Annotated in this window: 23 protein-coding genes; 13 read left to right on the top strand and 10 right to left on the bottom strand. The window is 75.0% G+C overall.

The features are described from left to right. Positions 1-49 precede the first annotated feature (49 nt). The 4 genes from ACIRBX_RS15450 to ACIRBX_RS15435 are packed head-to-tail and all read left to right on the top strand — an operon-like array spanning position 50 to position 6,070. The gene (locus ACIRBX_RS15450) at positions 50-1,246 is read left to right on the top strand and encodes an acetyl-CoA carboxylase biotin carboxylase subunit family protein (RefSeq protein ID WP_402296892.1); all 1,197 of its coding nucleotides are present in this window, start codon (positions 50-52) and stop codon (positions 1,244-1,246) included. Further along, on the top strand, positions 1,243-2,979 hold the full coding sequence (locus ACIRBX_RS15445) for an IucA/IucC family protein (RefSeq protein ID WP_402296891.1): 1,737 nt from the start codon (positions 1,243-1,245) through the stop codon (positions 2,977-2,979). Before ACIRBX_RS15450 ends, ACIRBX_RS15445 begins: the two co-directional genes overlap by 4 nt. Further along, entirely contained in the window at positions 2,979-4,715 is a 1,737-nt protein-coding gene (locus ACIRBX_RS15440) for an IucA/IucC family protein (RefSeq protein ID WP_402296889.1), read from the top strand. Before ACIRBX_RS15445 ends, ACIRBX_RS15440 begins: the two co-directional genes overlap by 1 nt. After that, positions 4,712-6,070 carry a type III PLP-dependent enzyme gene (locus tag ACIRBX_RS15435; protein ID WP_402296888.1) on the top strand — a complete coding sequence of 453 codons (1,359 nt, stop codon included), beginning with the start codon at positions 4,712-4,714 and terminating at the stop codon, positions 6,068-6,070. Before ACIRBX_RS15440 ends, ACIRBX_RS15435 begins: the two co-directional genes overlap by 4 nt. A gap of 58 nt (positions 6,071-6,128) precedes the next feature. On the opposite strand, the gene ACIRBX_RS15430 is transcribed toward ACIRBX_RS15435, so the two are convergent. Then, entirely contained in the window at positions 6,129-6,521 is a 393-nt protein-coding gene (locus ACIRBX_RS15430; RefSeq protein ID WP_402297620.1) for a MerR family transcriptional regulator, read from the bottom strand. Positions 6,522-6,547: 26 nt separating this feature from the next. Further along, the gene (locus tag ACIRBX_RS15425) at positions 6,548-7,357 is read right to left on the bottom strand and encodes an SDR family NAD(P)-dependent oxidoreductase (RefSeq protein WP_402296886.1); all 810 of its coding nucleotides are present in this window, start codon (positions 7,355-7,357) and stop codon (positions 6,548-6,550) included. A gap of 148 nt (positions 7,358-7,505) precedes the next feature. Between ACIRBX_RS15425 and ACIRBX_RS15420 the strand changes: the two genes are divergently transcribed. Next, positions 7,506-8,303 (top strand): inositol monophosphatase family protein, encoded by a 798-nt coding sequence (locus tag ACIRBX_RS15420; RefSeq protein WP_402297619.1) that lies wholly within the window; start codon positions 7,506-7,508, stop codon positions 8,301-8,303. Between the two features lie 88 nt (positions 8,304-8,391). On the opposite strand, the gene ACIRBX_RS15415 is transcribed toward ACIRBX_RS15420, so the two are convergent. The 5 genes from ACIRBX_RS15415 to ACIRBX_RS15395 all read right to left on the bottom strand — a co-directional run bounded on the left by ACIRBX_RS15415 (position 8,392) and on the right by ACIRBX_RS15395 (position 14,314). Further along, positions 8,392-9,597: a cytochrome P450 gene (locus ACIRBX_RS15415; RefSeq protein ID WP_402296885.1), complete on the bottom strand. Its 1,206-nt coding sequence runs from the start codon at positions 9,595-9,597 to the stop codon at positions 8,392-8,394. A gap of 29 nt (positions 9,598-9,626) precedes the next feature. Then, the gene (locus ACIRBX_RS15410; RefSeq protein ID WP_402296884.1) at positions 9,627-10,349 is read right to left on the bottom strand and encodes a tRNA-dependent cyclodipeptide synthase; all 723 of its coding nucleotides are present in this window, start codon (positions 10,347-10,349) and stop codon (positions 9,627-9,629) included. A 369-nt stretch (positions 10,350-10,718) separates the two neighbouring features. Beyond that, positions 10,719-11,177, bottom strand: a complete 459-nt coding sequence (locus ACIRBX_RS15405) for a peptidylprolyl isomerase (RefSeq protein ID WP_402296883.1) — start codon at positions 11,175-11,177, stop codon at positions 10,719-10,721. Positions 11,178-11,225: 48 nt separating this feature from the next. Then, a complete protein-coding gene (locus ACIRBX_RS15400) occupies positions 11,226-12,680 on the bottom strand; it encodes a pyridoxal phosphate-dependent decarboxylase family protein (protein ID WP_402296882.1) in 1,455 nt (484 codons plus the stop codon). Positions 12,681-12,970: 290 nt separating this feature from the next. After that, a complete protein-coding gene (locus tag ACIRBX_RS15395; protein ID WP_402296881.1) occupies positions 12,971-14,314 on the bottom strand; it encodes a diaminobutyrate--2-oxoglutarate transaminase family protein in 1,344 nt (447 codons plus the stop codon). 296 nt (positions 14,315-14,610) lie between these two features. Here ACIRBX_RS15395 and ACIRBX_RS15390 point away from each other — a divergent pair, with 296 nt between their 5' ends. From ACIRBX_RS15390 to ACIRBX_RS15380, 3 genes are all read left to right on the top strand, one after another. After that, positions 14,611-15,795 carry a UDP-N-acetylglucosamine--N-acetylmuramyl-(pentapeptide) pyrophosphoryl-undecaprenol N-acetylglucosamine transferase gene (locus tag ACIRBX_RS15390; RefSeq protein ID WP_402296878.1) on the top strand — a complete coding sequence of 395 codons (1,185 nt, stop codon included), beginning with the start codon at positions 14,611-14,613 and terminating at the stop codon, positions 15,793-15,795. Positions 15,796-15,931: 136 nt separating this feature from the next. Continuing rightward, positions 15,932-16,483: a hypothetical protein gene (locus ACIRBX_RS15385; protein ID WP_402296877.1), complete on the top strand. Its 552-nt coding sequence runs from the start codon at positions 15,932-15,934 to the stop codon at positions 16,481-16,483. A gap of 104 nt (positions 16,484-16,587) precedes the next feature. Further along, positions 16,588-17,670, top strand: a complete 1,083-nt coding sequence (locus ACIRBX_RS15380; RefSeq protein ID WP_402296875.1) for a PQQ-dependent sugar dehydrogenase — start codon at positions 16,588-16,590, stop codon at positions 17,668-17,670. A 64-nt stretch (positions 17,671-17,734) separates the two neighbouring features. On the opposite strand, the gene ACIRBX_RS15375 is transcribed toward ACIRBX_RS15380, so the two are convergent. After that, positions 17,735-18,688: a GNAT family N-acetyltransferase gene (locus ACIRBX_RS15375; RefSeq protein WP_402296873.1), complete on the bottom strand. Its 954-nt coding sequence runs from the start codon at positions 18,686-18,688 to the stop codon at positions 17,735-17,737. A gap of 91 nt (positions 18,689-18,779) precedes the next feature. Between ACIRBX_RS15375 and ACIRBX_RS15370 the strand changes: the two genes are divergently transcribed. The 4 genes from ACIRBX_RS15370 to ACIRBX_RS15355 all read left to right on the top strand — a co-directional run bounded on the left by ACIRBX_RS15370 (position 18,780) and on the right by ACIRBX_RS15355 (position 20,776). After that, positions 18,780-19,364: a class I SAM-dependent methyltransferase gene (locus ACIRBX_RS15370; RefSeq protein WP_402296871.1), complete on the top strand. Its 585-nt coding sequence runs from the start codon at positions 18,780-18,782 to the stop codon at positions 19,362-19,364. Between the two features lie 104 nt (positions 19,365-19,468). After that, positions 19,469-20,071: a class I SAM-dependent methyltransferase gene (locus ACIRBX_RS15365; RefSeq protein ID WP_402296869.1), complete on the top strand. Its 603-nt coding sequence runs from the start codon at positions 19,469-19,471 to the stop codon at positions 20,069-20,071. Between the two features lie 28 nt (positions 20,072-20,099). Beyond that, on the top strand, positions 20,100-20,384 hold the full coding sequence (locus tag ACIRBX_RS15360; RefSeq protein WP_402296868.1) for a hypothetical protein: 285 nt from the start codon (positions 20,100-20,102) through the stop codon (positions 20,382-20,384). Next, complete coding sequence (locus ACIRBX_RS15355; protein WP_402296866.1) at positions 20,345-20,776, top strand: DNA-binding protein; 432 nt, start codon at positions 20,345-20,347, stop codon at positions 20,774-20,776. The genes ACIRBX_RS15360 and ACIRBX_RS15355 overlap by 40 nt, the downstream gene beginning before the upstream one ends. Positions 20,777-20,784: 8 nt before the next feature. Here the strand turns inward: ACIRBX_RS15355 and ACIRBX_RS15350 are convergent, their stop codons facing one another. Together ACIRBX_RS15350 and ACIRBX_RS15345 are read right to left on the bottom strand one after the other, a co-directional pair. Continuing rightward, positions 20,785-21,486 (bottom strand): response regulator, encoded by a 702-nt coding sequence (locus ACIRBX_RS15350; protein WP_402296864.1) that lies wholly within the window; start codon positions 21,484-21,486, stop codon positions 20,785-20,787. 64 nt (positions 21,487-21,550) lie between these two features. Then, positions 21,551-23,167, bottom strand: a complete 1,617-nt coding sequence (locus tag ACIRBX_RS15345) for an ATP-binding protein (RefSeq protein ID WP_402296862.1) — start codon at positions 23,165-23,167, stop codon at positions 21,551-21,553. 175 nt (positions 23,168-23,342) lie between these two features. On the opposite strand from ACIRBX_RS15345, the gene ACIRBX_RS15340 reads away from it, so the two are divergent. After that, on the top strand, positions 23,343-24,713 hold the full coding sequence (locus tag ACIRBX_RS15340; protein WP_402296860.1) for a cation:dicarboxylate symporter family transporter: 1,371 nt from the start codon (positions 23,343-23,345) through the stop codon (positions 24,711-24,713). Positions 24,714-24,796: the final 83 nt, after the last annotated feature.

Here is a 24,796-nt window from a genome sequence, read left to right as displayed (position 1 = left end):
CCTTCCGGCTTCACCCGTTCGGCCCCGCACCTCGGAGAGGACCCCGACCATGCGGCTGTACCTGCTCGCGCTCAACCCGACCGACTCCGTCACCCAGGGCTTCCTGCCCGCGGCGGCGAGACTCGGGCTGACGGTCACCGTGCTCACCGACCACGCCGAGCCGCACCGCCGCGCCTACGCCGGATCGGAGCACGCCCCCGAGGTGCTGGAGTGCGCCGTCCGGGACCACCGCGAGGTGATCGCGCTGATCTCGCGGCTCCCGCGCCCCGACGCGGTGTTCAGCAACAGCGACCACCTCCAGGAGCAGACCGCGCTGGCCGCCGGGTACTTCGGCCTGCCGGCCAAGGACTGGAGGGCCGCCCTCCGCACCAAGAACAAGGCCGAGCTGCGCCGCCACCTGGCGGCTGCCGGGCTCGACCACGTGCACGCCGCCGAGCTGCCCCCGGGCCTGCCCCCGGCCGCCCTCGCCCCGCCGTTCCCCTGCGTGGTCAAGCCGCGCGAGGGCGTGGCCAGCGAGGACGTGGTGCTGGCCGAGGACGCCGACGCGCTGGCCGCCGCCGTGGCGGACATCCGCACCCGGCGGCCGGACGCGGCGCTGGTGGTCGAGGAGTACCTGGCCGGCGAGCTGCACACCCTGGAGACGCTCGGCGACGGCACCGTCCGGCACGTGCTGGGCGGATTCCACACCCGGCTCTCCCCGCCGCCGCAGTTCGTCGAGGAGGCGCTGGTCTACCTCCCGGCCCACCCGGAGGCGGTCACCGCCCAGGTGCTCGCCCAGCTGGACGCGCTCGGGGTCGGCCTGGGCGCCTGCCACACCGAGTTCGTCCTCCAGGCCGACGGCCGGGTCCGGCTGGTGGAGGTCAACTACCGGGCGATCGGCGACACCTGTGACCTGATGCTGGCCGAGCTGCTGGAGATCCCGTTCTTCGAGCACGTGCTGAACGCGCACCTCGGCGTCCCGTTGCCGGCCGAGCTGGGCGCCCGCACCGACCGCCGGGCCCGGAACCAGGCGGTGATCGCCGACCGGGCCGGCACCCTCACCGCCGCCCCCGGCCCGTACCGGGGCGAGCGGGACGGCGTCACCCTGTCCTACCAGCCGGCCCGGGAGCTCGGGGAGAGCCGGCCGCTGTCCGGCACCAACCGGGATTACCTCGGCCTGGTGCGGGCCGTCGGGCCGGACCAGCGGTCGGTGGACCGGGCGGTGGACGACTTCCTGGCCGCCCACCGCTGGGAGATCACCGGATGAGCGCGCTCCGCGAACGGGCCACCCCCGCCGACCGGTTGACCCTGCGGGTGCTCGGCGCGCTGCTGCGCGAGGACGTGCTGGGCCTGCGCACCGGGAGCACCCGTGAGCAGCGGGTGGACGGCCCCTGGCTGGTCACCGGCACCGGGCCCGGGCGGCTGGAGCTCCCGGTCCGGCCGGACGGCTTCCAGAGCGAGTGGACCGCCCGGCTGCCGCTGCTGCTGGCCGGCGGGCGCGAACTGACCTCGCTGGACGGCATCCTGGCCCATCTCGCCGAGCTGGCCGAGCCACCGGACCGGGGCGGCTACCGGGACTTCGCCGAGGAGGCCCGCCAGACCCTGGCGACCATGGAGCTGCACGAGCGCGTGCACGGGGAGGTGCTCGACCGGCTGGCCCGGCAGCACGGCCCGGACCCGGCGCGCTGGACCGGCCTGGGCGCCTCGCTCGCCTTCGACACCCTGGCCGCCTTCCTGGACCACCCGGTCTACCCGACCGCGCGCGGCCGGTCCGGCCTGACCGACGACGAACTGCGCCGCTACGCACCGGAGTTCCACCCCGCCTTCGAGCTGCGCTGGCTGGCCCTGCCGACCGGGGCACCGACCGCCGACACCCTCGGGGAGCGCCCGGGCTGGTGGCCGACCCCGGCCCGGCTCGGCCTGCCCGAGCTGACCGGCACCCATCTGACCCTGCCCGTCCACCCGTTGAGCGCCGACGCGGCCCTGGCCGCCGCGCCGGACGGCACGGTGCTCGCCGGGCTCCGGTACCTGACCGTGGTGCCCACCCTGTCGATGCGCACCGTGGCCCTGACCGAGCACCCCGGATGGCACCTCAAACTGCCTCTGGCCACCGCCACCCTGGGCCTGCGCAACCGCCGCACCATCAAGCCCGGCGTGCTGGCGGACGGCGCGGCCGGCCAGCGGCTGGTCGAGGCCGCCACGGCTCGCGAGCCGCGCTTCACGGGCCGGATCCTGCACGCCGACGAGCAGCGCTACGCCCACACCGACCACGAACTGCTGGCGGTCCTGCTCCGGCAGTACCCGGCCAGCCTGGAGCGGGCCGTGACGGTGCCGCTGGCCGCCCTGCTGGCCGAGGCACCCGGCGGCCCGCCGCCGGACGGGACCGCAGGGCCGGTGCTGGTGGTGGACCGGCTCGCCGAGCGCTTCTTCGGCGGCTCGGTGCTCGCGCTGTACCGCGCCCTGCTGGAGCTGCTGATCGACTGGCAGACCACCCTGTACGCGGCCGGCATCGCGCTCGAATCGCACCAGCAGAACACCTCGCTGGTGCTGGACACCGTCGACGGCACGACCCGCCTGCGACTGCTGCTCAAGGACAACGACGGCCCCCGCGTGCACACCGGCCGGCTCGGTGCACTCGCCCCACTGGCGGCGGCCTTCACCGACCCGCGGACCTGCACCGAGGACGACGGGCCGGTCGGCGACCTGTTCACCACCATCACCGTCCACCTGTGCACCGCCGCCCTCGCCTTCGGCCTGGCCGAGCACGGCCGGGCGCCGCTCGCCGACACCCTGGGGCTGCTGCGGGACGGGCTGGAGCGCGCGGCAGACCGCCTCGGGCCGGCCGGGGAGCGGCTGCGGGCCGCCGTGCTGGACGCCGAACGGCTGCCGGTGAAGGCGATGGTGACGGCGGGCTCCCTGCTGGGCAAGGATCGCTCGGGTGCCGCCGACATCAACAAGCACTACACCACCGGCCCCAATTACCTGCGCAGGAGCCGCTGATGCCCGCACCCGCCCGCCCCGGCCACCCGTACGCCCGGCCCCGCACCCCGGCCGCGCCCACCCGACTCCCGCGCGCCGACGAGGCGGTGGCGCACACCCTGCTCAACTGCCTGCTCCGCGAGGTCTCCGGCCCGGAGCGGACCAGCGCCGTCACCGACGGCTCCCTGCGCCTGCGGCTACCCCGCCGGGGCGTCACCCTGCGGGTCGCGCTGCGCCGGGCCTCGCTCACCGGAGCGCACCGCTTCACCGGCCCGGTGATCGAGGAAGGCACGGACCAGGAGCGGGAGTTGGGCTGGCGCGAGCTGGCCGAGCACGTCCAGGCCGAGCTCACCCTGCGGACCGGCGTGCGGAACGAGGAGTTCCTCGGGCAGCTGGCCTCCAGCCGGGCCGGCGTCGCCCACGGCCTGGACCGCCGGCCGGCCCCCGGCCCGGACCGCTACCTGGAGTCCGAGCAGGCCCTGCTCTTCGGCCACCGCTTCCACCCCTCCCCCAAGTCCCGCTACGCCGAGCGGGGCCGCTGGGACGACTACGCCCCCGAGGCGCGGGCCGCCTTCCGGCTGCGCCACCTCGCGGTGCGCCGCGAGTACGTCGCCCAGGACAGCGCGGACCCGGGTGCGCTCGCGCTGCTGGACTCGCTCGGCGAGGTGCCGGACGGCCACGTCCTGCTGCCCGTCCACCCCTGGCAGTACGAACTCCTGCACGACCACCCCGGGTTGACCGCCGCCCTGGCTCGCGGTGAGGTGCTCGACCTCGGTGAGCGCGGCACCGACTTCACCGCCACCGCCTCCGTCCGCACCCTGCACGGCGCGGGCGCCTTCCTCAAGTTCAGCCTGAACGTGCGGATCACCAACTGCCTGCGCAAGAACGCCGCCTACGAGCTGACCGGCGCCGTCACCCTGACCCGGCTGCTGGCCGAGCCGCTCGCCGCCCTGGCCCGGCAGTACCCCGACGCGGCGGTGCTGCGCGAGCCCGCCTTCCGCACCCTCGCCCTGCCCGGCCCCGGCGGCGCCCCGGACCTCTCGCTGCACGAGGGCTTCGGCCTGATCGTCCGGGAGGGGCTGGAGCGCCACCTGCGACCGGGCGTCACCGCCCTGCTGGCCGCCGCCGTGGCCGACGAGTACCCGACCAGCTCGGCCCAACTCGGCTCGCTGCTCGGCGACTCCGGGCCGGCCGGGGCGCTCGACTGGTGGGGCGCCTACCTGCGGCTGGTGGTGCCCCCGGTGCTCACCGCCTACTTCGAGCACGGTGTGGTGCTGGAGCCGCACCTGCAGAACGTGCTGATCGGCGTGGACCGGGCCGGCCGACCGGCCCAGGTGCTCTTCCGCGACCTGGAGGGCACCAAGCTGCTCCCCGAGCGGAACGCCGCCCTGCTCGCCGCCCTGCCGCCCGAGGTAGCCGGGCCGATGACCTACGACGCCCGGCACGGCTGGGACCGGGTGGTCTACTGCCTGGTGGTCAACCACCTGGCCGAGTTCGTCTCCGCGCTGGCCGATCTGCACCCCGCCCTGGAGTCCGCCTTCTGGGCCGAACTCCGCACCGTGCTGGGCGACTACGCCGACACCCACGGCTGCCCGCCGAGGCTCGCCGCCCTGCTCGCCGGGGTGCCGCTGCCCGCCAAGGCCAACCTGCTGACCCGCTGGGCCCGCAAGGCCGACCGCGAGGCCGGTTACGTCCCGCTGCCCTCGCCGCTGGGCGGGCCCGCCCACGCCCCCGCACTGAGCCGGAGCTGCCGATGACCCCCGCCGTCCGCCGACTGGTCGCCGCCCTGACGGCCGAGCAACTCCCGGCCTACGTCCACGACCTGGCCGCCCTGCGGGCCCACGCCGCCGCCGTCCGGGCCGCGCTGCCCGAGCGGGTGGAGCTGTACTACGCCGCCAAGGCCAACCCCGACGCGCCGGTGCTGGCCGCGCTGGCCGGGGCGGTGGACGGCTACGAGGTCTCCTCCGGCGGCGAGGCGGCGCACCTCCGGGCCGCCGTGCCGGGCCACCCGCTGGCCTTCGGCGGGCCCGGCAAGACCCCGGCCGAGATGGCCGCCGTGCTGGCGTCGGGGGTGCGGCGGTGGCACGTGGAGAGCGAGCACGAGCTGCGCCTGCTCGCCTCGATGACCTCGGCGGACCCGGCACGCCCGGCGGGTCCGAGGAGTCCGGCGGGTCCGAGGAGTGCGGCCGAGCGGGAGGGCGCGGTCGGCCCGACGGGCCCGGAGGGCTCCGGAGACTCGGACGGCTCGGGAGACCCGACGGAGCCGGACGGCGCAGCAGGGGCGACGGGCTCGACGGGCGCGTCGGCGGACGGGCCCGTGGACGTGCTGCTGCGGGTGAACCTGCCGGTCACCGACGGCTCGCTGGACGGCGTCAAGCTGGCCATGGGCGGCCGGCCCACCCCCTTCGGGCTGGACCCGGCGGTGGTTGAGCGCTGCGTCCGGCTGCTGGCGGAGCCCGGTTCCGGGCGGCTACGGCTGCGCGGGGTGCACGCACACCTGGCCAGCGGGCTGGACGCCGAGGCCCAACTCGCCCTGGCCGAGCGGGTGGTGGAGTGGTCGGCGGCCCTGGCGGCGGAGCACGGCTTCCCCCTGCACGAGGTCAACGTCGGCGGCGGCATGGCGGTCGACTACGCCGACCCCGACGCCCGCTTCGACTGGACCGCCTTCGGCAAGGGCCTGGCCGAGCTGCTGGACCGTCACCCCGGCCTCACGCTGCGGATCGAGCCGGGCCGCGCGCTGACCTCCTACTGCGGGTACTACGCCACCGAGGTGCTGGACGTGAAGCAGAGCCACGGCGAGGACTTCGCCGTGGTCCGGGGCGGCACCCACCACCTCCGCACCCCCGCGACCCGGGGTCACGACCAGCCCTTCGCCGTCCTGCCGGTCGAGCACTGGCCGCACCCCTGGCCGCGCCCCGCCACCACCACCGGCCTGGTCACCGTGGCCGGCCAGCTCTGCACCCCGAAGGACGTGCTCGCCGCCCGGCAGCCGGTCGAGGTCCTGCGGGCCGGCGACCGGCTGGTCTTCGCGATGGCGGGTGCCTACGCGTGGAACATCTCCCACCACGAGTTCCTGATGCACCCGCACCCCGGCTTCCACTACCTGGACTGACCGGCCGTCGCAGCGGCCCCGCACGCCGCGGCCCCCTCGGCCGGTCCCCGGCTCGGGATCAGCCCTCCGGTGCAGCCACAGCGCCCGCACCCTCGCCGCCGGTCGCCCCCGCCGAGGCCAGGGCCGCCAGCAGCCGGTCCCGCAGGGCTGTCTGACGGGTGATCCGGTCCTCCAGGACGGCGAGCCGGGCACGGGCCACGGCCAGCCCCTTCGGAGACGGCGGTGCCGCAGCGAGGTCACCGTCCAGACAGTCGAGGAAGACCCCGACATCGTCCAGGGTGAGCCCGGCGTCCAGCAGGAGCCGGATGTTCCGGACCCGGACGGCCGCCGTCGGGTGGTAGCTGCGGTACCCGTTCGCGGCACGCTCCGATCGGATCAGACCGGCCTGCTCGTAGTGGCGCAGCGCCCGCGCCGTGGTCCCAGCCTCGGCCGCCAACTCACCGATCCGCACCGGCCCCACCTCCGGCCACCATGCTGTCACGCGACCACCGCGCCGCCGTCCACCGGCAGCACCACCCCCGTCACGAAGGAGGCCCCCGGACCGGCCAGCCGGGTGATCGCCCAGGCGACCTCCTCCGGCCGGCCGATCCGGCCCATCGGGGTCCGGGCCAGCTGCCAGGCCCGGACCCGGGCCCGCTGCTCGAGGCTCAGGCCCTGGTGCTCGCCGATCGGGGTGTCCACCGCCCCCGGGGCGACCGCCACCACCCGGACCCCACGCGGCGCCAGCTCGACGGCCCAGCTGCGGGTCAGGGTCTCCAGGGCGGCCTTGCCGGCCGCGTAGACCGAGGCTCCGGCCCAGCCCCGGCCACCGACCGCCGTGGTGACGTTCACGATCACCCCACCGGCCGCCTCCAGGGCCGGCAGTGCCGCCTCGGCCAGCAGCACCGGGGCGACCAGGTTGACCGCCAGTTGCGGCAGCACCCGCTCCGGGCCCAGCCCGCCGAGCGGGCCGCCCTGCACGATCCCGGCGTTGTTCACCAGCACGTCCAGCCGGCCGTAGCGCGCCAGCGCGGTGGCGACGATCCGTCCGGGCCCGTCCTCCGCCGTCAGGTCGACGGCCAGCGTGCCGATCCCGGGCCGGTCGGCGGCGGTCTCGGCCAGCGGGCCGGGCCGACGGCCGACCGCCAGCACCCGGGCCCCCTCCTCGGCGAACGCCCGCGCGGTGGCCCGCCCGATGCCGGTGCCGGCTCCGGTGACCACCACCACCCGGGGCCCGCCACCGCAACCGGTGCCGCCCGGGCCGGTGCTGACGGTGTCGGTCCGTGTCCTGCTGCTGCTCTCGCTCATGCCCGCATCCTGGAACCCTGCCGCCAGCGGCAGGGTCAAGCCCCGGGCCCCGGCGGGCCCGCTGACGGTCCGTCGGGCCGTCCCGGCAGGTCGGCGCGGGTGGTGGCATGGGAGAGTGGTGGTGGGTGAAGGGAGCACAGAGGTGCTGATGGAGAAGGTGGCCGAGATCCTCGCCGAGGCGTCGGCCGAGGCGGTCGAGCCGCGGTTCCGGGCACTGGCGGACGGCGAGGTGATGGAGAAGGCCCCCGGCGAGGTGGTCACCGTCGCCGACCGGGAGGCCGAGGTGATCATCTCCCGGCGGCTGCGCGAGCTGCTCCCCGTCCCGGTGGTCGGTGAGGAGGCCGTGTCGGCCGATCCGGCGCTGGCCCGGGCGCTGCTCGACGAGCCCGCCGCCTGGCTGGTCGACCCGGTGGACGGCACCGCCAACTTCGCGGGCGGCCGGCCCGACTACGCCGTGATGGCCTCGCTGGTCCGCTCCGGCCGGACGGTCGCCTCCTGGATCTGGCAGCCCGTCACCGGGACGGCCTACGCCGCCGAGCTCGGCTCCGGTGCCTGGCGCAACGGCCAACCCCTGCGCCGCCCGCCGGTCACCGATCCGTCCGAGAAGTGGCGCGGCTTCCTGAAGAGCCGGTTCCTCGACCCTGCGGAGCACCGCCGCCTCCGGTCCGCCGCCACCGTCCTGGGCCCGACCGCCACCGGTCTGGGGTCGGCCGGCATCGAGTACCCGTTGGTCGCCGTCGGCGACCTCGAGTTCATCCTCTACTGGCGCACCCTCCCCTGGGACCACTCCCCCGGCTCCCTGCTGGTCACCGAGGCCGGTGGCGTCTCCGCCCACCTGGACGGCTCCCCGTACCGCCCGACGCCCCCGGGCGGGCCGGACGGTCTGCTGGTCGCCGCCGATCCGGCCGTCTGGGAGCAGGTGCACGCGGTGCTGACGAGCCGGTAGGCCGACCGGACCGACGGCGCTGACACCCGGTCAGCCGCGCGTGGTGCGCCGCCCGCTCACCACGCGCACCACCGCATCGTCAGCCGCCTCACCACAGCACCGGCAGGCGCTCAGGCAGCCGCTTGATGAAGCCCGGCCGCCAGGCCAGCTGCTCGATCGGGACGGCGGGCCGCAGTCCGGGCAGCCGCTCCACCAGCACCCGCAGGGCGACCTCCGCGTGCATCCGCCCGAGCGCCGAGGCGGGGCAGAAGTGCCGGCCCGCACCGAAGGCGAGGTGCGGGTTGGCCTCCCGGTCGAAGTCGATCCGGGCCGGGTCCGGGAAGACTGCCGGATCGTGGTTGGCGCCCTCGATCAGCACCAGCACCAGTTCGCCCGCCCGCACCAGGACGTCCCCGACCCGGACGTCCGCCAGCGCCAGCCGGGGCAGCGCGTCACCGATCGACAGGTTGTACCGGAGCAGCTCGTCCACCGCCCGGCCGATCACCGCCGGGTCCCGCCGCAGCCGCTCGGCCAGCTCCGGCCGCTTCAGCAGCGCGATGACCGCGTGCAGCAGGAAGGCCGAGGTGGACACCGCCCCGGCACCGAACAGCGAGAGCGCCACCGTCGCCAGCAGCTCGTCCTCCTCCAGCTCGGCCCGCTCGGCCCGCAGCGCGGCAAACCGGCCGAGCAGCCCGTCCTTCGGGGCCGGATCCGCCGTCAGCTTCCCCAGCATGTAGCCGAGATCGCGGTACCAGTTGGCCGCCGCCCCCTCGAACGGCTCCGGGCTGGTCAGGAAGGCCAGGTCGATCCCGGACATCAGCTGCCGCCAGTCGTCCGCCGGGATGCCCAGCAGGCGGCAGTGCAGGGCCGCCGAGTAGGGCTCGGTGAAGCCGTCCCGCAGCTCACCGGGGGCGCCCTGCTCCTCCAGCCGGTCCACCAGCCGGTGCGCCTCGCGCTCCAGCCAGCCGGCCAACTCCCGGTCGGCACGCGGGGAGAGGGTCTTCATCACGGCGTCCCGCAGCCCGGCGCTGTTGATGTTCCCCATGTTGTTCACCACCTCGGGCGGGATGGTCAGCGCGTACTGGCGCGGCACCCCGGGGTTGGCGGTGTCCTTGAGGCTGAAGCGCTCGTCCTCCAGCACCTGCCGGGCCAGGGCGTGGCTGCTCACCAGCCAGGCCGGATCGCCGGTCAGCGTGGTCACCGGGGCGATCGGCGCCCGCTCCCGCAGCAGGGCGACCTCCTCGGGCGGCACGTCGCCGCGCCGGTCGAGCGGGAATTCGGTCGGGACGTACGGGCACTGCGCGTGCGTGGTCATCGTGCGGGCTCCTCGGGGAAGGTCAAGGGTCAGGCGGCGCTGGCGAGTTGCGGTGCGACCCGGGGGCGGATCACCGCGTAGCCCTGGCCCGGCGCGGCCCGGAGGCCGTGATCGCGGCCGAACAGGACGGGGGTGAGCGGGAGCTCGACGTGGTAGCAGGAGACCGAGCTCTCCACCCCGAGCAGGCTCGGGGTGTCCAGGAAGAACGGCAGCTCGGCGGCGATGTAGCCGATCCCGGCGGCCAGTTGGTCCGCCGTCGGCGCCTCCCCCTCGGCCAGCCGGGAGGCCAGGAAACCGGCCGCCATCAGCTCGGTGGCGGCCCGGAGTTCGGCGTCCTCGGCCAGGCCGGTCGCCACCTCACCGCGCAGCCGCCGGTAGGCGGCCGTGCCGGTGAACTCGGACAGGGCGTGCACACCGACCCCGGCCCGGCCGGCCAGCGCGACCCCGCGCTCGATCCGGCGCCTGGTCGCCTTCACCTCCTTGGCGGCCCGGCGCAGGGCCAGCTCGGCCGGGTAGCCGTGCACGGCGTACTGGGCGTCCACGTGCAGATCGGCGTGCACCACGTCCACGGCGGCGAAGAACTGCCGTCCCCAGCGCACGAGTTGGGCGATCCGTAGCTGACTGAAGTAGCTGTTGCCCGGGCTGACGCCGATCAGCAGGTGGTCGCCGCGCTGCCAGACCCGGTGGCAGCGGTCGGAGAACGGCAGTGCCTGGAAGGTGCTGGAGCTGGTGCTCAGGAGTGTTTCGGTCATGCCGAGGCGCCTCCGCGTCGCAGGGCTGAGTACGGGGGAAGGGTCGTGCGTGGAACGGGTACGGGAGTGGCCGCGCCGGATGACGGCGGGTTCGCTGCTCCCTCGCGCCGCAAGTCCCGAGGAGCCGTGTGCTCCTGGTGTGGCGGCGGCTACTAGAAGTTACCGCCCGGCTTCGTCAGATCCGCAAGCGCGCACCGGGCGTTGGCGAGAACCCGCCCGAGTGCGGCCGAAAACCGCTGGACAGCAGCGGAGAAGGTATGTCCACGGAGCCACCCCGGCCGGACCCACGGGGTGTCAACTGCTCGTCCCTAGCTACGAATTGTGACAGCCGGGGCGGGGCCCCGGCTGTCCTTTCCACCAACTCCCCGGTCAGTCACCGAGGGTGGCGCTGACCACCCGGTCACCCGCCCGCAACTGCTCGACCACGTCCATCCCCGCCGTCACCCGGCCGAAGACCGCGTAGTTCATGTCCAGGAAGGGGGCCGGGCCGAGGGTGATGTAGAACTGGCTGGAGGCGCTGTTCGGGTTCTGGCTGCGGGCCATCGCCAGCGCACCGGCCTCGCCGTGCTTCAGGGCGGGCTTCACCTCCAGCGGGATGGTGCGCTCGGTGCCGGTCTCCGGGTCGGTGAACCCACCGGTGCCGTTGCCCTTCGGGTCACCGCCCTGGATGACGAAGCCCGGCTCGTGCCGGTGGAAGGTGAGCCCGTCGTAGAAGCCCCGCCCCACCAGGTCGGCGAAGTTCGCCGCCGTGACGGGCGCCTCGTCCTGGTAGAGCTCCACGGTGACCGAGCCCTTGGAGGTCTCGATCAGCACGGTTCGGTTCGCCACCGCCCACCACCTGCCATCGCTGTGAGTGTCCTATTTCCTCACCATATGTCACTCGTGCCGGGGCTGACCGGTTCTGATACGCCCTCCGGTCGCCACCACCTCGGCCAGCACCGCCGCCGTGTCGGCGGGCGTGGTCTCCGGGTTCAGCAGGGTCAGCTTCAGCCTGATCCGGCCCGGCCCCTCCCCCGGCAGCTCGGTCCGGCCGACCACCGCCCGGCCGGTCCGCAGCAGCTCCCGCCGGAGCTCCGCGTTCAGCCGGTCGAGCTCCTCCGGCCCGGCCCCGCTCTCCGGGTGGTACCGGAACACCACCGTGCTCAGCACCGGCTCGCCGTGCAGCTCCAGCCCCGGCACCGCCCGCACCGACTCGGCGGTGGCCAGCGCCAGTTCGTGGCAGGCGTCCACCCGGGCGCCCAGCCCGGCCCGGCCGAGCGTGCGCAGCGTGACCAGCAGCTTGAACGCGTCGGCCCGCCGGGTGGTGCGCAGCGAACGCCCGAGCAGGCTCGGGTACCCGGCCTCGTCGTCGTCCGCCGGATTGAGGTAGACCGCCCGGCGCTCCAGCGGCCCGTAGTCCGCCGCCCGCCGGGTCAGGAACACCCCGGCGGCGGCCGGCTGCCAGCCGAACTTGTGCCAGTCCAGGGAGACCGAGTCGGCCCGCTCGATCCCGGCCAGCAGCGGCGCCAGTCGCTCCGAGAACAGCGCCCCGCCACCGTACGCCGCGTCCACGTGCAGCCAGGCCCCGTACTCCGCCGCCAGCTCCGCCGCCGCCGGCAGCGGGTCCACCGCCCCGGTGTCCGTCACCCCGGCGGTGGCCACCACCGCGACCGGCAGCCGCCCCTGACGCACCGTCTCCTTCAGGAGTCCGGCCAGCGCCACCGGGTCCATCCGCAGGCTCCGGTCCACCGGCACCGGCAGCACCGCGCGCTCGCCCAGCCCCAGCAGGGCGGCGGCGCGCTGGACCGAGAAGTGGGCGGCCTCGGAGGCGAGCACCACCCCCTGCGGCTGCGGCGGCAGCCCGTCGCGGGACACCTCGGCGCCGAGGGCGCCGAAGGCGCGGTCACGGGCCAGGAAGAGGCCCATCAGGTTCGACTCGGTCCCGCCCGTGGTCAGCACCCCGGCAGCACCGGCCGGATCGAAGCCGACCAGGGCGGCCAGCTCGGCCAGCAGCTCGGTCTCCATCGTGGTGGCGGCCGGGGCCTGGTCCCAGGAGTCGAGGGAGGGGTTGAGCGCGGAGACCGCGAGGTCGGCGGCGACCGCGACGGGGTGCGGCGGGCAGTGCAGGTGTGCTGCGCACGCCGGATGCCCGGGATCGGCGGAGCCGTACGCGAGCAGCTCGGTGAAGCGCAGCAGTGCGTCGTCGTCCTGCTCCTGGAGCCGCAGCACGCCGCGCACCTGCTCCGCCAACGCCTCCGGCGTCACCCGGGGCACCGGTCCGTCGCGCCGCGCCGACCCGACCTCCAGGCCGATCAGCACCAGCTCCACCGCATCCCGCAGCTCACTCCGCACGGGGGCTCCTCTCCGACTCCGGCCGCACCCTCGGGGGGACCGCTGTGATTCCTGACGGCCCCGACGCACGAGGTCCGGTTGCGATGCACGAGCTGCGGTTGCAGCACCCGGGGGTGCTAAGAATGGCGCGGTACCGGACGGCGGCTCACCGGCACCTGACCCACCGTCAGCCAGTCGCACGTGCTGCCTTCCCACCCCGCGCCCACACGGCGGAGCCGCACCTCAGTAGGGCCTCGCGCCCCTGGCGCGCCGCGAACGAGCCCAGCGCCAAGAGCCGCTGCCACGGTTCGCTACCGCGCGGACGCCTCGATCGCGTCGGCGATGCGCTCCAGGACCGCTTCGACCTGCTCGTCCGTGATGGTGAGCGGCGGCAGGAGCCGCAGCACCGCGTCGTGCCGCCCGCCGAGCTCCACGATCAGGCCGCGCTCCAGGCACGCCTCGCGGACCCGCCGGGCGAGCGCCGGGTCGGCCGGGTGCGCGCCGCAGCGGTCGGGCTCGCCGGTCGGGTCGACCAGCTCGACGCCGATCATCAGGCCGCGGCCCCGTACGTCCCCGATCACCGGGAGCCGCCCCTTGAGGCCGTCCAGCCGTGCGGTCATCCGCGCGCCGAGCAGCGCGGCGCGCTCCACCAGCCCGCGCTCCGCGACGTACCGGAGGGTGGCGGCGCCGGCCGCCATCGCCAGCGTGTTCCCCCGGAAGGTGCCGGTGTGGGCGCCGGGGAGCCAGCCGTCGTAATCCTCCCGGTAGACCACCACCGCGAGCGGCAGCGAGCCGCCGATCGCCTTGGACAGCACCATCGCGTCCGGCACGATGCCGCTGTGCTCCACCGCCCACATGGCGCCGGTCCGGCCGACGCCGGTCTGCACCTCGTCGACGATCAGCGGGATGCCCCGCTCCGCCGTGATCCGCCGCATCTCCCGCAGCCAGCCGTCCGGGGCCGGCACCACGCCGCCCTCGCCCTGCACCGCCTCCAGGATCATCGCGGCCGGGGGCAGCACCCCGCCTGACGGATCGTCGAGCAGCCGCTCCGCGTACGTCGCCGACAGCTCCGCGCCCCGCGCGCCCTCGCCGAACGGGCAGCGGTAGGCGTACGGGTACGGCAGCCGGGTCACCTCGCCGCCGCTCGGCAGCGGGGCCTTGACCTCCACCGAGCCGGTGACGGCCAGCGCCCCGGCGGTCATGCCGTGGTAGGCACCCGTGAAGGCGAGCGCGCCCCGCCGCCCGGTCGCGGTCTGCATCAGCTTGAGCGCGGCCTCGACCGCGTCCGTCCCGGCCGGGCCGCAGAAGTGCACCCGGGAGGAGGAGGCCAGGCCGGGCGGGAGGCTCTCGAACAGCGCGGTGGTGAAGTCGTCCTTCTCCGCCGTGGCCAGGTCGAGCAGGTGGAGCGGGGCACCGCTGTCCAGGGTGCGGCGGATCGCGGCCAGCACCACGGGGTGGTTGTGGCCGAGCACCAGGGTGCCGGCGCCGGAGAGACAGTCCAGGTACCGGCGGCCGTCGGCGCCCTCGACCGTCATCCCGTTGGCCCGCACCGGCACGATCGGGAAGGAGCGGGCGTAGGTACGGGCGGCCGATTCGCGGACGCGCTGGCGGCGCAGGATGGCGGCGCCGGCCGACGGGGCGGCGGTGAGGGACAAGGCGGGCTCCCCTTTAGGTTAGGTAAGCCTAACTTTACTAGCCGCTGGTCAGTGACCCGCTCGCACCCCTCAGGTTCACCTGAACGAGTGCGCCCGACACACCGTCAACGAGCGGGCGCGGCAAGGGACACGGCCCGCAGCCGGGAATCCGCCCGGCGCCGCCCGGTCCCGGATCATCCGTTCGGGTTACGATCGCCGCGGTGGCACCGGTCCCCTGACCGCCCGTCACCACGGAAAGCACGGAATCCGCCGGACCACGCCGGACGCCGCCGACACCCGACCAGAGGGCCACCAACGTGTACGACCACCACGCACCGAACGCCGGGCGCGCGATCCGGCTCATCGTCACCGGTGGCGGCACCGGCGGCCACACCTACCCGGCGCTGACCGCGATCCGCACCCTCCAGGCCCGGCTGGCCCGCTCCGGCGGCTCGCTGGACGTGCTCTGGGTCGGCACCGACAAGGGCCTGGAGGCCCGGGTCGCCCCGGCCGAGGGCATCCCGTTCAAGACCGTGGCCACCGGCAAGGTGCGGCGCTCCTCGAACCCGCTGAAGATGCTCTCCCCCGCCAACGTCAAGGACATGGCCCGGGTGCCGCTCGGCGCCGCCCAGGCCCGCTCGATCGTCGCCGACTACCGGCCGGACGTGGTGCTGGCCACCGGCGGCTACGTGGCGGTGCCGGTCGGCCTCGCCGCGAAGGCCTGCGGCCGCCCGCTGGTGGTGCACGAGCAGACGGTGCGGCTCGGGCTGGCCAACAAGGTGCTGGCCAAGGTGGCCGCCCGGGTCGCGGTCTCCTCCGAGTCCACCGTCGCCCTGCTGCCCGAATCCGCCCGCGCCACCGCCGTGGTGACGGGCAATCCGGTCCGCCCCGAGGTGCTCACCGGCCACCCCGACAAGGCGATCCAGGCCGTCGGCCTGTACGGCTTCGACCGCTCCCTGCCGACCGTCTACGTCACCGGCGGCGCCCAGGGCTCGGCCCAGATCAACGGGTTGATCGCCCAACTGCTGCCCTGGCTGCTCCAGTACGCCAACGTCTTCCACCAGTGCGGCCCGGCCAACGTCGAGGGCCTGGCCGCCAACGCCGCCACCCTGCCGCCGCACCTGGCCGGCCGCTACCACCTCACCGGCTTCGTCGGCCCCGAGCTCCCGGACGTGCTGGCACTGGCCGACGTGGTGGTCTCGCGCAGCGGCGCCGGCACCCTGGCCGAGCTCACCGCCCTCGGCAAGGCCGCCGTCTTCATCCCGCTGGCCAGCTCGGCCGGCAACGAGCAGGCCCACAACGCCCGCCACCTCCAGGAGTCCGGCGCCGCCGCCGCGCTGCTCGGCGAGGCCACCCCCGAGGCCCTGCACCAGCTGATCTCCCCGCTGCTCGCCGACCCGATGCGCCGCACCGAGATGGCCGCCCGGGCCCGCGCCCTCGGCCGTCCCGACGCGGCGGAGCGCCTGGTCGACGTCCTGCTCTCGGTCGCCGGAGCGGTCTGACGACACGTCCGGGCCGGGCCGGCGCTGCCCCCGCGCGCCGACCCGGCCCGCCGACCGTCCCCCTGACCCGGCGTCACCCGGCCGGGCGGCGGTGATCCACCACCACCGGGCGGCCCACTCGACCAGACTGCGGAGCATGGCAGCACCCGAACGCGCGTACCCCGTGCTCCACACCCCCGACCTGGCCGAGGCCGTCGCCACCGCCCACGACCTGCTGGCCCTGGCCGGCCTGGCCGAGACCACCGTCCGGTGCGCGGCCCGGGTCACCGACCCGGACCGGTGGCAGCGGCTGCTGACCGCCCTGCCCGGCGCCCGGACCGTTCGGGACCCGTTCGCCACACCCGTGCCGCACGACGGGCCGTGGCCGGGGGTGCCGGTGGAGGTCTTCCGGGAGGAGGCGCCGCTCGGCACCGTCGAGGACGCCTTCCTGGCCGCCCTCGACCACACCCCCGGCACCCTGGAGTGGTGGCCGGTCCGCTGGCCGCCCGTCCCCCGGCTGCGCCTGCCCGGGTACGCGGGCGCCCACTCCAGCGTCGAGCTGCTCGCCAACTCCGGGGCGCCGCAGGGCACTTCCCGGTCCGTCGGCCACACGGTCCTGGTCCACGTCCGGGGCTCCGACCTCGCACGCGCCCAGTGGCTGGCCGAACGGGTCGGCCGCACCGTCATCGGACCGGCCGTCGTCACCTGAGCCCCTGCCCCGTGCCCCCCTGTCCGCGGCGGTGGTCCGGAGCGGGCTTCCGTCGGCCGAGGCGCTGTGGTGTGCTGGAGGGGATCACCGAGGAGGCGTCCCGGATGAGCCGGACGAGAGCGCACCGCACCATCCCGACCGTGGCCGCGGGAGTGGCCGCCGCCCTGTCGGCCGTCGGCTGTTCCTCCTCCACCCCGGGGCCGAGCGCCTCCGGCACCACCTCGGCGACCGCCACCGCCACCGTCCGGGTGGCCGGGACGGTGGCCGAGGGACTCGACTCCCCGTGGGGGCTGCTCCGCCTGCCGGGCGGCGACCTGCTGGCCGGCTCCCGGGACACCGGCCAGCTCACCCGGATCGGCGCGGACGGCGCGCGCAGTGCGTACGGCACGGTGCCGGGGGTGGTGGCCGGCGGCGAAGGCGGGCTGCTGGGCCTGGCGCTGGCCCCCGACGGACGGCAGCTGTACGCGTACCTGACCGCCGACACGGACAACCGGATCCTGCGCTTCGACCCGGGGCCGACCGGTCCGGGCCCCGCGACCACCGTGCTGACCGGCATCCCGAAGGCCGCCACCCACAACGGCGGCCGGATCGCCTTCGGCCCAGACGGGATGCTCTACGCCGGCACGGGCGACGCGGGACGCCGCGAGGCGGCGCAGGACCGGGCCTCGCTCGGCGGCAAGATCCTCCGGCTCACGCCGGAGGGCGCCCCCGCCCCGGGCAATCCGTTCCCCGGCTCGCCCGTCTACTCGCTCGGACACCGCAACGTCCAGGGCCTGGCCTGGGACGCCCGCGGCGCGCTCTGGGCCGCCGAGTTCGGCCAGAACACCTGGGACGAGCTGAACCTCGTCCGCCCCGGCGTCAACTACGGCTGGCCGGTGGTGGAGGGCCGGGCCGGACGCGAGGGCTACGCCGATCCGGTGGCGCAGTGGAAGCCGGCCGACGCCTCTCCCAGCGGGATCGCCTACGCCGACGGCGCGATCTGGCTGGCCGCCCTCCGGGGCAACCGCCTCTGGCGCGTCCCGGTCGACGGCGGCAGCCCGGCCTCCTACCTGGACGGTGCGTACGGCCGGCTGCGCACCGTCCTCGCCGAACCGGACGGATCGCTGCTGGTCACCACCAGCAACACGGACGGCCGGGGCGAGGTCCGCCCCGGCGACGACCGGGTGCTCCGGGTCACCCTGCACTGAGCCCCGCCCGGTCGGACCGGGCGGGGCTCCAGCTCCGGCTCCGGCTCCGGCTCCGGCTCCGGGATCAGACCGGGCGGGTCAACTCCCAGGTGTCGACGGCGAAGTCGAGCGCCATGCCGTGCCGCTCGTAGAGTGCGAGCGCGCCCGAGCTGTTGTCGGTGTCGACGCCGAGGCCGACCCGCTCACGGCCGATGACGGTCGCGTAGTGGGCGAAGAAGTGCCGCAGCAGGTAGCTGCCCAGGCCCCGGCCACGGGCAGCGGCGAGCACCCCGAGATTGGCCGTCCAGCCCATCGTGGTGCGGTCGTTGCGGGTGCGGATGGCAGCCACGTCCTCGCCGTCCAGCGAGGCGATCCAGACCAGCGACCAGTCCGCGCGCTCACCGTCGATGTCACTCAACCACTGCTCGTAGCTACGCGGTTGGAAGTCGAAGTGCTCGGCGAAGCTCTCCTGGATCAGCCGGTGCGCGGTCCGGCGGTCCGCCTCGTCGGTGCAGTCGCGCAGGACCACCCCGGTGGGCGGCTCGGGGATCGGGTGCTCGGCGGCGACCAGGTCCCGGGCCATCACGTTGTAGCGCCGGACGGTCCGCCAACCCCGGGCCCGCATCGCGTCGGTGTCGACGCAGGGCTCGATGTTGAGGTGCAGGTGGATCACGGCCCGGTCGGCGCCGTTGCCCGCCGCCCGCTCGGCGGCGCGGGCCTCCATCAGCTCGAACAGGTACTCCGTACCGTCGGGCCGGTCCGGCAGCACGTACTGGTCGATGTCGATCCGCTCGGCGCCCGAGTCGTCCCAGAGCAGCCCGTAGCCGATCAGCCGGTCGCCCTCGAAGAGCAGCCAGGAGTCCTTCTCCAGATCGACCTCCGGATGCTTGAGGTCGGCCTCGACCTCGTTCAGCTCGGTCTCCTCCCGGCCGATCTCCAGCACGTCGATCGCGTTCAGCAGCGCGGTGACCGCCCCGGCGTCGCCGAGCGTCGCGGGCCGTACCGTCAGCCCGGCGGGGGGCGTTCCTGTGGTGGTCATACCCGCCACCCTCGCACCGGGCCGCACGACCCGCGAGCGATTTTCCGGGCCGCTCCCCGTCCGGCGGCGCGGCGGCTCGTAGGCTGGCGGCATGCCACAGGACCGAGCGGCCGTCCGGGCCTTCTTCGCCGAGCGGGCGGCGGGCTGGGACGCGAAGTTCGCCGCCGACCCGCCACGCTACGCGGCGGCCATCGCCCGACTCGGGCCGCTGGACGGGGCGTTCGCCCTGGACATCGGCTGCGGGACGGGCCGTGCGCTGCCCCTGCTCCGGGCCGCCGTCGGGCCGGGCGGGACCGTGCTCGGGATGGACCTGACCCCGGAGATGGTGGCCCTGGCCGCCACCCGCCCCGGAGCCCTGGTGACCGTCGCGGACTGCACCCGGCTCCCCCTCCCGGAGGCCACCGCCGACCTGCTGCTCGCCGCCGGCCTCCTCGGCCACCTCCCCGAACCGGCCACCGCCCTACGGGAGTTCGCCCGCGTCACCCGCCCCGGCGGCCGGCTCGCCCTCTACCTCCCGCTCTCCCGCACCGCCCTCGCCGCCCGCCACGGCCGCGACCCCGCCACCGACCCGCAGGCCGAGCCGGTCCTGCGCCCCCTGCTCGCCGCCACCGGCTGGCGCCCCGTCAGCCACCACGACACGGACGACCACTACCTCGCGGTGGCCGAACGCACTTGACGGGCACTCCGCTCCGGACGCGGCACCGCCCGGAGCGGAGGCGCCCATCCCGTCCCCACCGTGCCCCGGAGCCCACCCGGCCCCCGGGCCCTAGGCTGCTGGCCATGGCACACGAAGCGAGCATCCCCGGCATCCGCGAGTTCTTCGCCGCACGGGCGGACACCTGGGACTCCAAGTATCCCGACGACAGCCCCCGTTACGCTGCCGCCATCGCCGAACTCGGCCCGCTGGACGGCGCGTTCGTCCTCGACGCGGGCTGCGGCACCGGCCGCGCACTCCCACTGCTCAGGGCCGCCGTCGGCCCCACCGGCACCGTGCTCGGGGTGGACGTCACCCCCGAGATGCTCCGCCGGGCCGCCGCCCACGCCCCCGCCGCCCGGGTCGTCCTGGCCGACTGCCAGCGCCTCCCGCTCCCCGACGCCACCGCCGACGTGGTCTTCGCGGCCGGCCTGGTCAACCACCTCCCCGACCCCGCCGCCGGCCTGCGCGAACTCGCCCGGGCCGCCCGGCCCGGCGGGCGCCTGGTCCTGTTCCACGCCATCGGCCGCGCCGTCCTGGCCGCCCGCCACCAGCGCGCCCTGACCCCCGACGACCTCCGCGCCGAGCCCAACCTCCGCCCCCTGCTGGCCGCCAACGGCTGGCGGATGGACTCCTACACCGACACCGACGACCGTTACCTGGTGATCGCTGTCAAGCGCGGAGAGTGAGTGACACCAACGGTGGTAGCCTGGCGCCATGTCTGAGTCGCCGTTCAAGAAGTACAGCGTCTCGATGCCGGAGGAGGTCGCGGAGGACGTCCGCAACCGCGTCGGCAAGGGTGCTTTCAGCGCGTACGTCACCGCTGCGGTCGAGCGCCAGATAGAGCGTGACCGACTGGCGGAACTGGTGGACGAGCACGAGCAGCGCCACGGAACGGTTCCCGACACGTCCGTCCAGGAGGCCAACCGCAGTTTCGACGAGGCCGAGCGGAGGTACGCGGAGTGGCTCGCAAGCCAGGCGGACGAACCCCTGGCCGGCTGACCGCCGGCGCACTGGTCCTCGACAGTCAGGGGCTCGCGCTGGCCGCCTCCGACGATCTGAAGGTGGCGGGCTTCCTGAAGTCCGCCGTCGCACGTGACATCCGGGTCGTCACCAGCGCCCTCACTCTGATCGAAGCCGTCAATCCGAAGCAGTCGAAGGCTCGTTGGGACTACCTGATCTCCCGGATCCAGGTCGAGGAGGTGACTCTGGAGCTGACCCTGCACGCCATGGGCCTACTCCGCGCAGCGGGTCTGCACGGCCACAAGTACGCCATCGACGCGGTGGTCGCCGCCACCGCGATGGCCTGTGCCGGTCCGGTCACCATGCTCACCAGCGATGTCGACGACATGGCGAAACTCTGCGACCCACGGGTCCTGCTCGTCCAGGTGTGACCGCCCCGCTACGGACGGCCGGTGCGCCAGCGGTAGTGGAGTTCGGGGCGGCCGACCGTGCCGTAGCGGGGCTCGCGGTCGGCGAGGCCGGTGGTGACGAGGTGTTCGAGGTAGCGGCGGGCGGTGATCCGGGAGACTCCGGTGGCGGTGGCCGCCGCCGTGGCGGTGAGGCCGTCGGGGGCGGTGCGCAGGACGGTGGCGAGGGTGTCCAGGGTGGGGGCGCTGAGGCCCTTGGGGAGGGCGGTGCGGTCGGGAGTGCGCAGGGTGGCGAGGGCCTGGTCGACCTCGTCCTGCCCGGTGGCCTGACCGGTGCGGGCCAGGGTGGCGTGGTAGCGGGCGTAGCGGTCCAGACGGTCCGTCAGGGCGGCGCTGCCGAAGGGCTTGAGCAGGTACTGGACCACTCCGGCGGAGACCGCGGAGCGGACCATGGCGAGGTCGCGGGCCGAGGTGACGGCGATCACGTCGGCGGTGTGGCCGCCCGCCCGGAGGGTGCGCAGGAGTTGGAGGCCGTGGCCGTCGGGCAGGTGGAGGTCGAGCAGGATCAGGTCCGCGGGGACGCCCTCGCTCCGGGCCCGGTCCAGCAGGCGGAGCGCCTCCGCGCAGCTGTGCGCCGTCCCGGCGGACCGGAAGCCCGGGGTGCGGGAGACGTAGAGGGTGTGCGCGTCGGCGGCGACCGGGTCGTCCTCGACGACGAGTACGGAGATGGTCATGCGGGGGCCTCGTCGGGGACGGGGGGACCGGCCGGGGTGCGGTGCGGCAGGGGTGGCGGGGTCATCAGCCAGCCTCCCGCCGGAGCGGGAGACGGACCGTCAGGACGGCGCCGTCCGCCGGGGAGCCGCCGACGGTGACGGCGCCGCCGTTGCGGCGGGCGGCCTGCCGGACCAGGGCGAGGCCGAGGCCGCGTCCGCCGGAGGAGGCCTTGGTGGTCCAGCCCCGGTCGAAGACCTCGCCGGCCGCCGAGGGGTCGATGCCGGGGCCGGAGTCGGCGACCCGGAGCAGGAGTTCGGTGCCGTCCACCCGTGCCGTGACGGCGACTTCGGGGGCGCGGGCGGGGGCGTTCTCGATCGCGGCGTCCACCGCGTTGTCGACCAGGTTGCCGAGCACGGTGACCAGGTCGCGCGGGGCGAGACCGGGCGGCAGCACGCCGTCGTCGATCCGGCTGTCCTCGGTGAGCGTGAGCTCGACGCCGCGCTCGGCGGCCTGGGCGGTCTTGCCGAGCAGCAGGGCGGCCAGCACCGGTTCGCCGACGGCGGCCACCACCCGGTCGGTGAGCTGCTGGGCGAGTTCGAGTTCGGCGGTGGCGAACTCCACCGCCTCGCGGTGGCGGCCGAGCTCGATCAGCGAGACCACCGCGTGCAGCCGGTTGGCGGCCTCGTGGGCCTGCGCACCGAGCGCCTCGGCGAAGCCCCGCACCGAGTCCAACTCACCTGACAGCGACTGGAGTTCGGTGTGGTCCCGGAGGGTGACCACGGTGCCCAGGCCGGGGCCGACGGCCGAGGTGTTGACCACCACCACCCGCTCCTCGGTCAGGTGCACCTCGTCCCGGACCGGCTCGGCCCCGCCGAGCGCCCGTACCAGCGAGGGCGGCAGGCCGAGCGACCGGACCGGGACGCCGTCCAACCCGCCGGTGAGGCCAAAGAGTTCGCGGGCGGCGTCGTTGCAGAGCACCACCCGGCCGTGCCGATCGAGCAGCACCAGGCCCTCCCGGACGGAGTGCAGCGTCGCCTGGTGGTAGTCGTAGAGGTGGCTCAGCTCGGCCGCACCCATGCCGTGGGTGTGCCGACGCAGCCGGGCGTTGGCCAGATAGGTGGCGAGGCCGCCGAGCAGCACGGCCGCCCCCGCGACCGCCCCCAATGCGAGGAACGGACCCCGCAGTTGGGCGCTGATGGACTGCACGGTGATGCCCGCACTGACCAGCCCGACCACCCGGCCGCCGTCCTGCACCGGGACCACCACCCGGACGGACGGCCCGAGGGTGCCGGTGTAGGTCTCGCTGAACACCTGGCCGGCCAGCGCCTGTTCGGTGTGGCCGAGGAAGCGCTTGCCGATCTGCTCCGGATCGCGGTGGGTCCAGCGGATGCCGTCGGGGGCCATCACGGTGACGAAGTCCACCCCGGTGTCCCGGCGGACCTGCTCGGCGTACGGCTGGAGCGCGGCGGAGGGCGCCGGGGCCAGCGCGGCCTCCCGGACGTTCGGCGCGTCGGCCACCGAGCGGGCCACGGCGGTGACCTGGCGGAGCGCGGCGTCCTCGGCCCGGCCTGCCGTGAACAGGTAGGCGAGCAGCGCTCCCCCGGCCACCACGGCGGCCACGATCACCACCTGCACCACGAACAGCTGCCCCGCCAGGCTGCGGGCCCGGCGGGGTTTGGGGAGGTCGGGGTGCTGGTCCATGGGAGCCAGTGTGCCCTGCCGGGCGCCGGAGCCCGCCCCGGCCGGAGCGTGAACTCTATGAACGGAAACGTGACCGGGGTCACGCCCGCGCGCGAAAGTCTTAGCGGCCCGCCCACCCAACGGGCCGCCGCCGCACCGCCGGCGAAGCCGTACCGCAGGCGAAGGAGCCTCCCCCATGACCAGCACAGCCGCCCCCGGCCGCAGAGACCGCACGCACTACCTCTACCTGGCGGTGATCGCCGCCGTGCTGGCCGGCGTCGCGGTCGGGCTGGCGGCGCCGGACTTCGCGGTGGAGCTCAAGCCGGTCGGCACCGGATTCGTGAACCTGATCAAGATGATGATCAGCCCGGTGATCTTCTGCACCATCGTGCTGGGCATCGGCTCCGTCACCAAGGCGGCCAAGGTCGGCCGGGTCGGCGGGCTGGCGCTCGGCTACTTCCTGCTGATGTCGACCGTGGCGCTGGCCATCGGCCTGCTGGTCGGCAATCTGCTGGAGCCCGGCTCGGGCCTGCACCTGACCCAGGCGCTGGCCAAGGCCGGCCACGCCCAGGCCACCGCCGGGCACGCCCAGTCGACCACCGACTTCCTGCTCGGGATCATCCCGACCACGCTGTTCTCCGCCCTCACCGAGGGCAAGGTGCTGCAGACCCTGCTGGTCGCCCTGCTGACCGGCTTCGCGCTCCAGGCGATGGGCTCGACCGGTGCCCCGGTGCTGCGCGGGATCGAGCACGTGCAGCGGCTGGTGTTCCGGGTGATGTCGATGATCATGTGGCTGGCGCCGGTCGGTGCCTTCGGCGCGATCGCGGCGGTGGTCGGGGCGACCGGGGTGGCTGCCCTGAAGAGCCTCGCCGTCATCATGGTCGGCTTCTACCTGACCTGCCTGCTGTTCGTGGTGCTGGTGCTCGGCGGGCTGCTGCGGTTCGCCGCCGGGGTGAGCATCTTCGGGCTGCTCCGCTACCTCGGCCGGGAGTTCCTGCTGATCCTCTCCACCTCCTCCTCGGAGAGCGCCCTGCCCCGCCTGATCGCCAAGATGGAGCACCTCGGGGTGAGCCGCCCGGTGGTCGGCATCACCGTGCCGACGGGCTACTCCTTCAACCTGGACGGCACCGCGATCTACCTCACGATGGCCTCGATCTTCATCTCCGAGGCGCTGGACAAGCCGATGTCGATCGGGCAGCAGCTGGGCCTGCTGGTCTTCATGGTGATCGCCAGCAAGGGCGCCGCCGGGGTCACCGGGGCGGGCCTGGCCACCCTGGCCGGCGGGCTGCAGTCGCACCGGCCCGAACTGGTCGACGGCGTCGGCCTGATCGTCGGCATCGACCGCTTCATGTCCGAGGCCCGCGCCCTCACCAACTTCGCGGGCAACGCGGTGGCCACCGTGCTGATCGGCCACTGGACCAAGGAGCTGGACCGGGCCCGGATGACCGAGGTGCTGGCCGGCCGCCTGCCGTTCGACGAGACCACCCTGGTCGACGGCGGCCACGGCACCGTCCCCGAGCAGGCCGCGGCTCCCGCCCCCGCCCCCACCCTGGAGAAGGCGCACTGACGCCCCCTCACAGACCGCAGGCCCGCCCGAGGACACCACGCTCGGGCGGGCCTGCCGCTTCCCCCGGCCGCGACCCGGGGCGG

The sequence above is a fragment of the Kitasatospora sp. NPDC096147 genome, from assembly GCF_044763225.1.
Classification (GTDB): Bacteria; Actinomycetota; Actinomycetes; order Streptomycetales; family Streptomycetaceae; genus Kitasatospora.
This window is presented reverse-complemented; position numbering and strand designations above follow the sequence as displayed.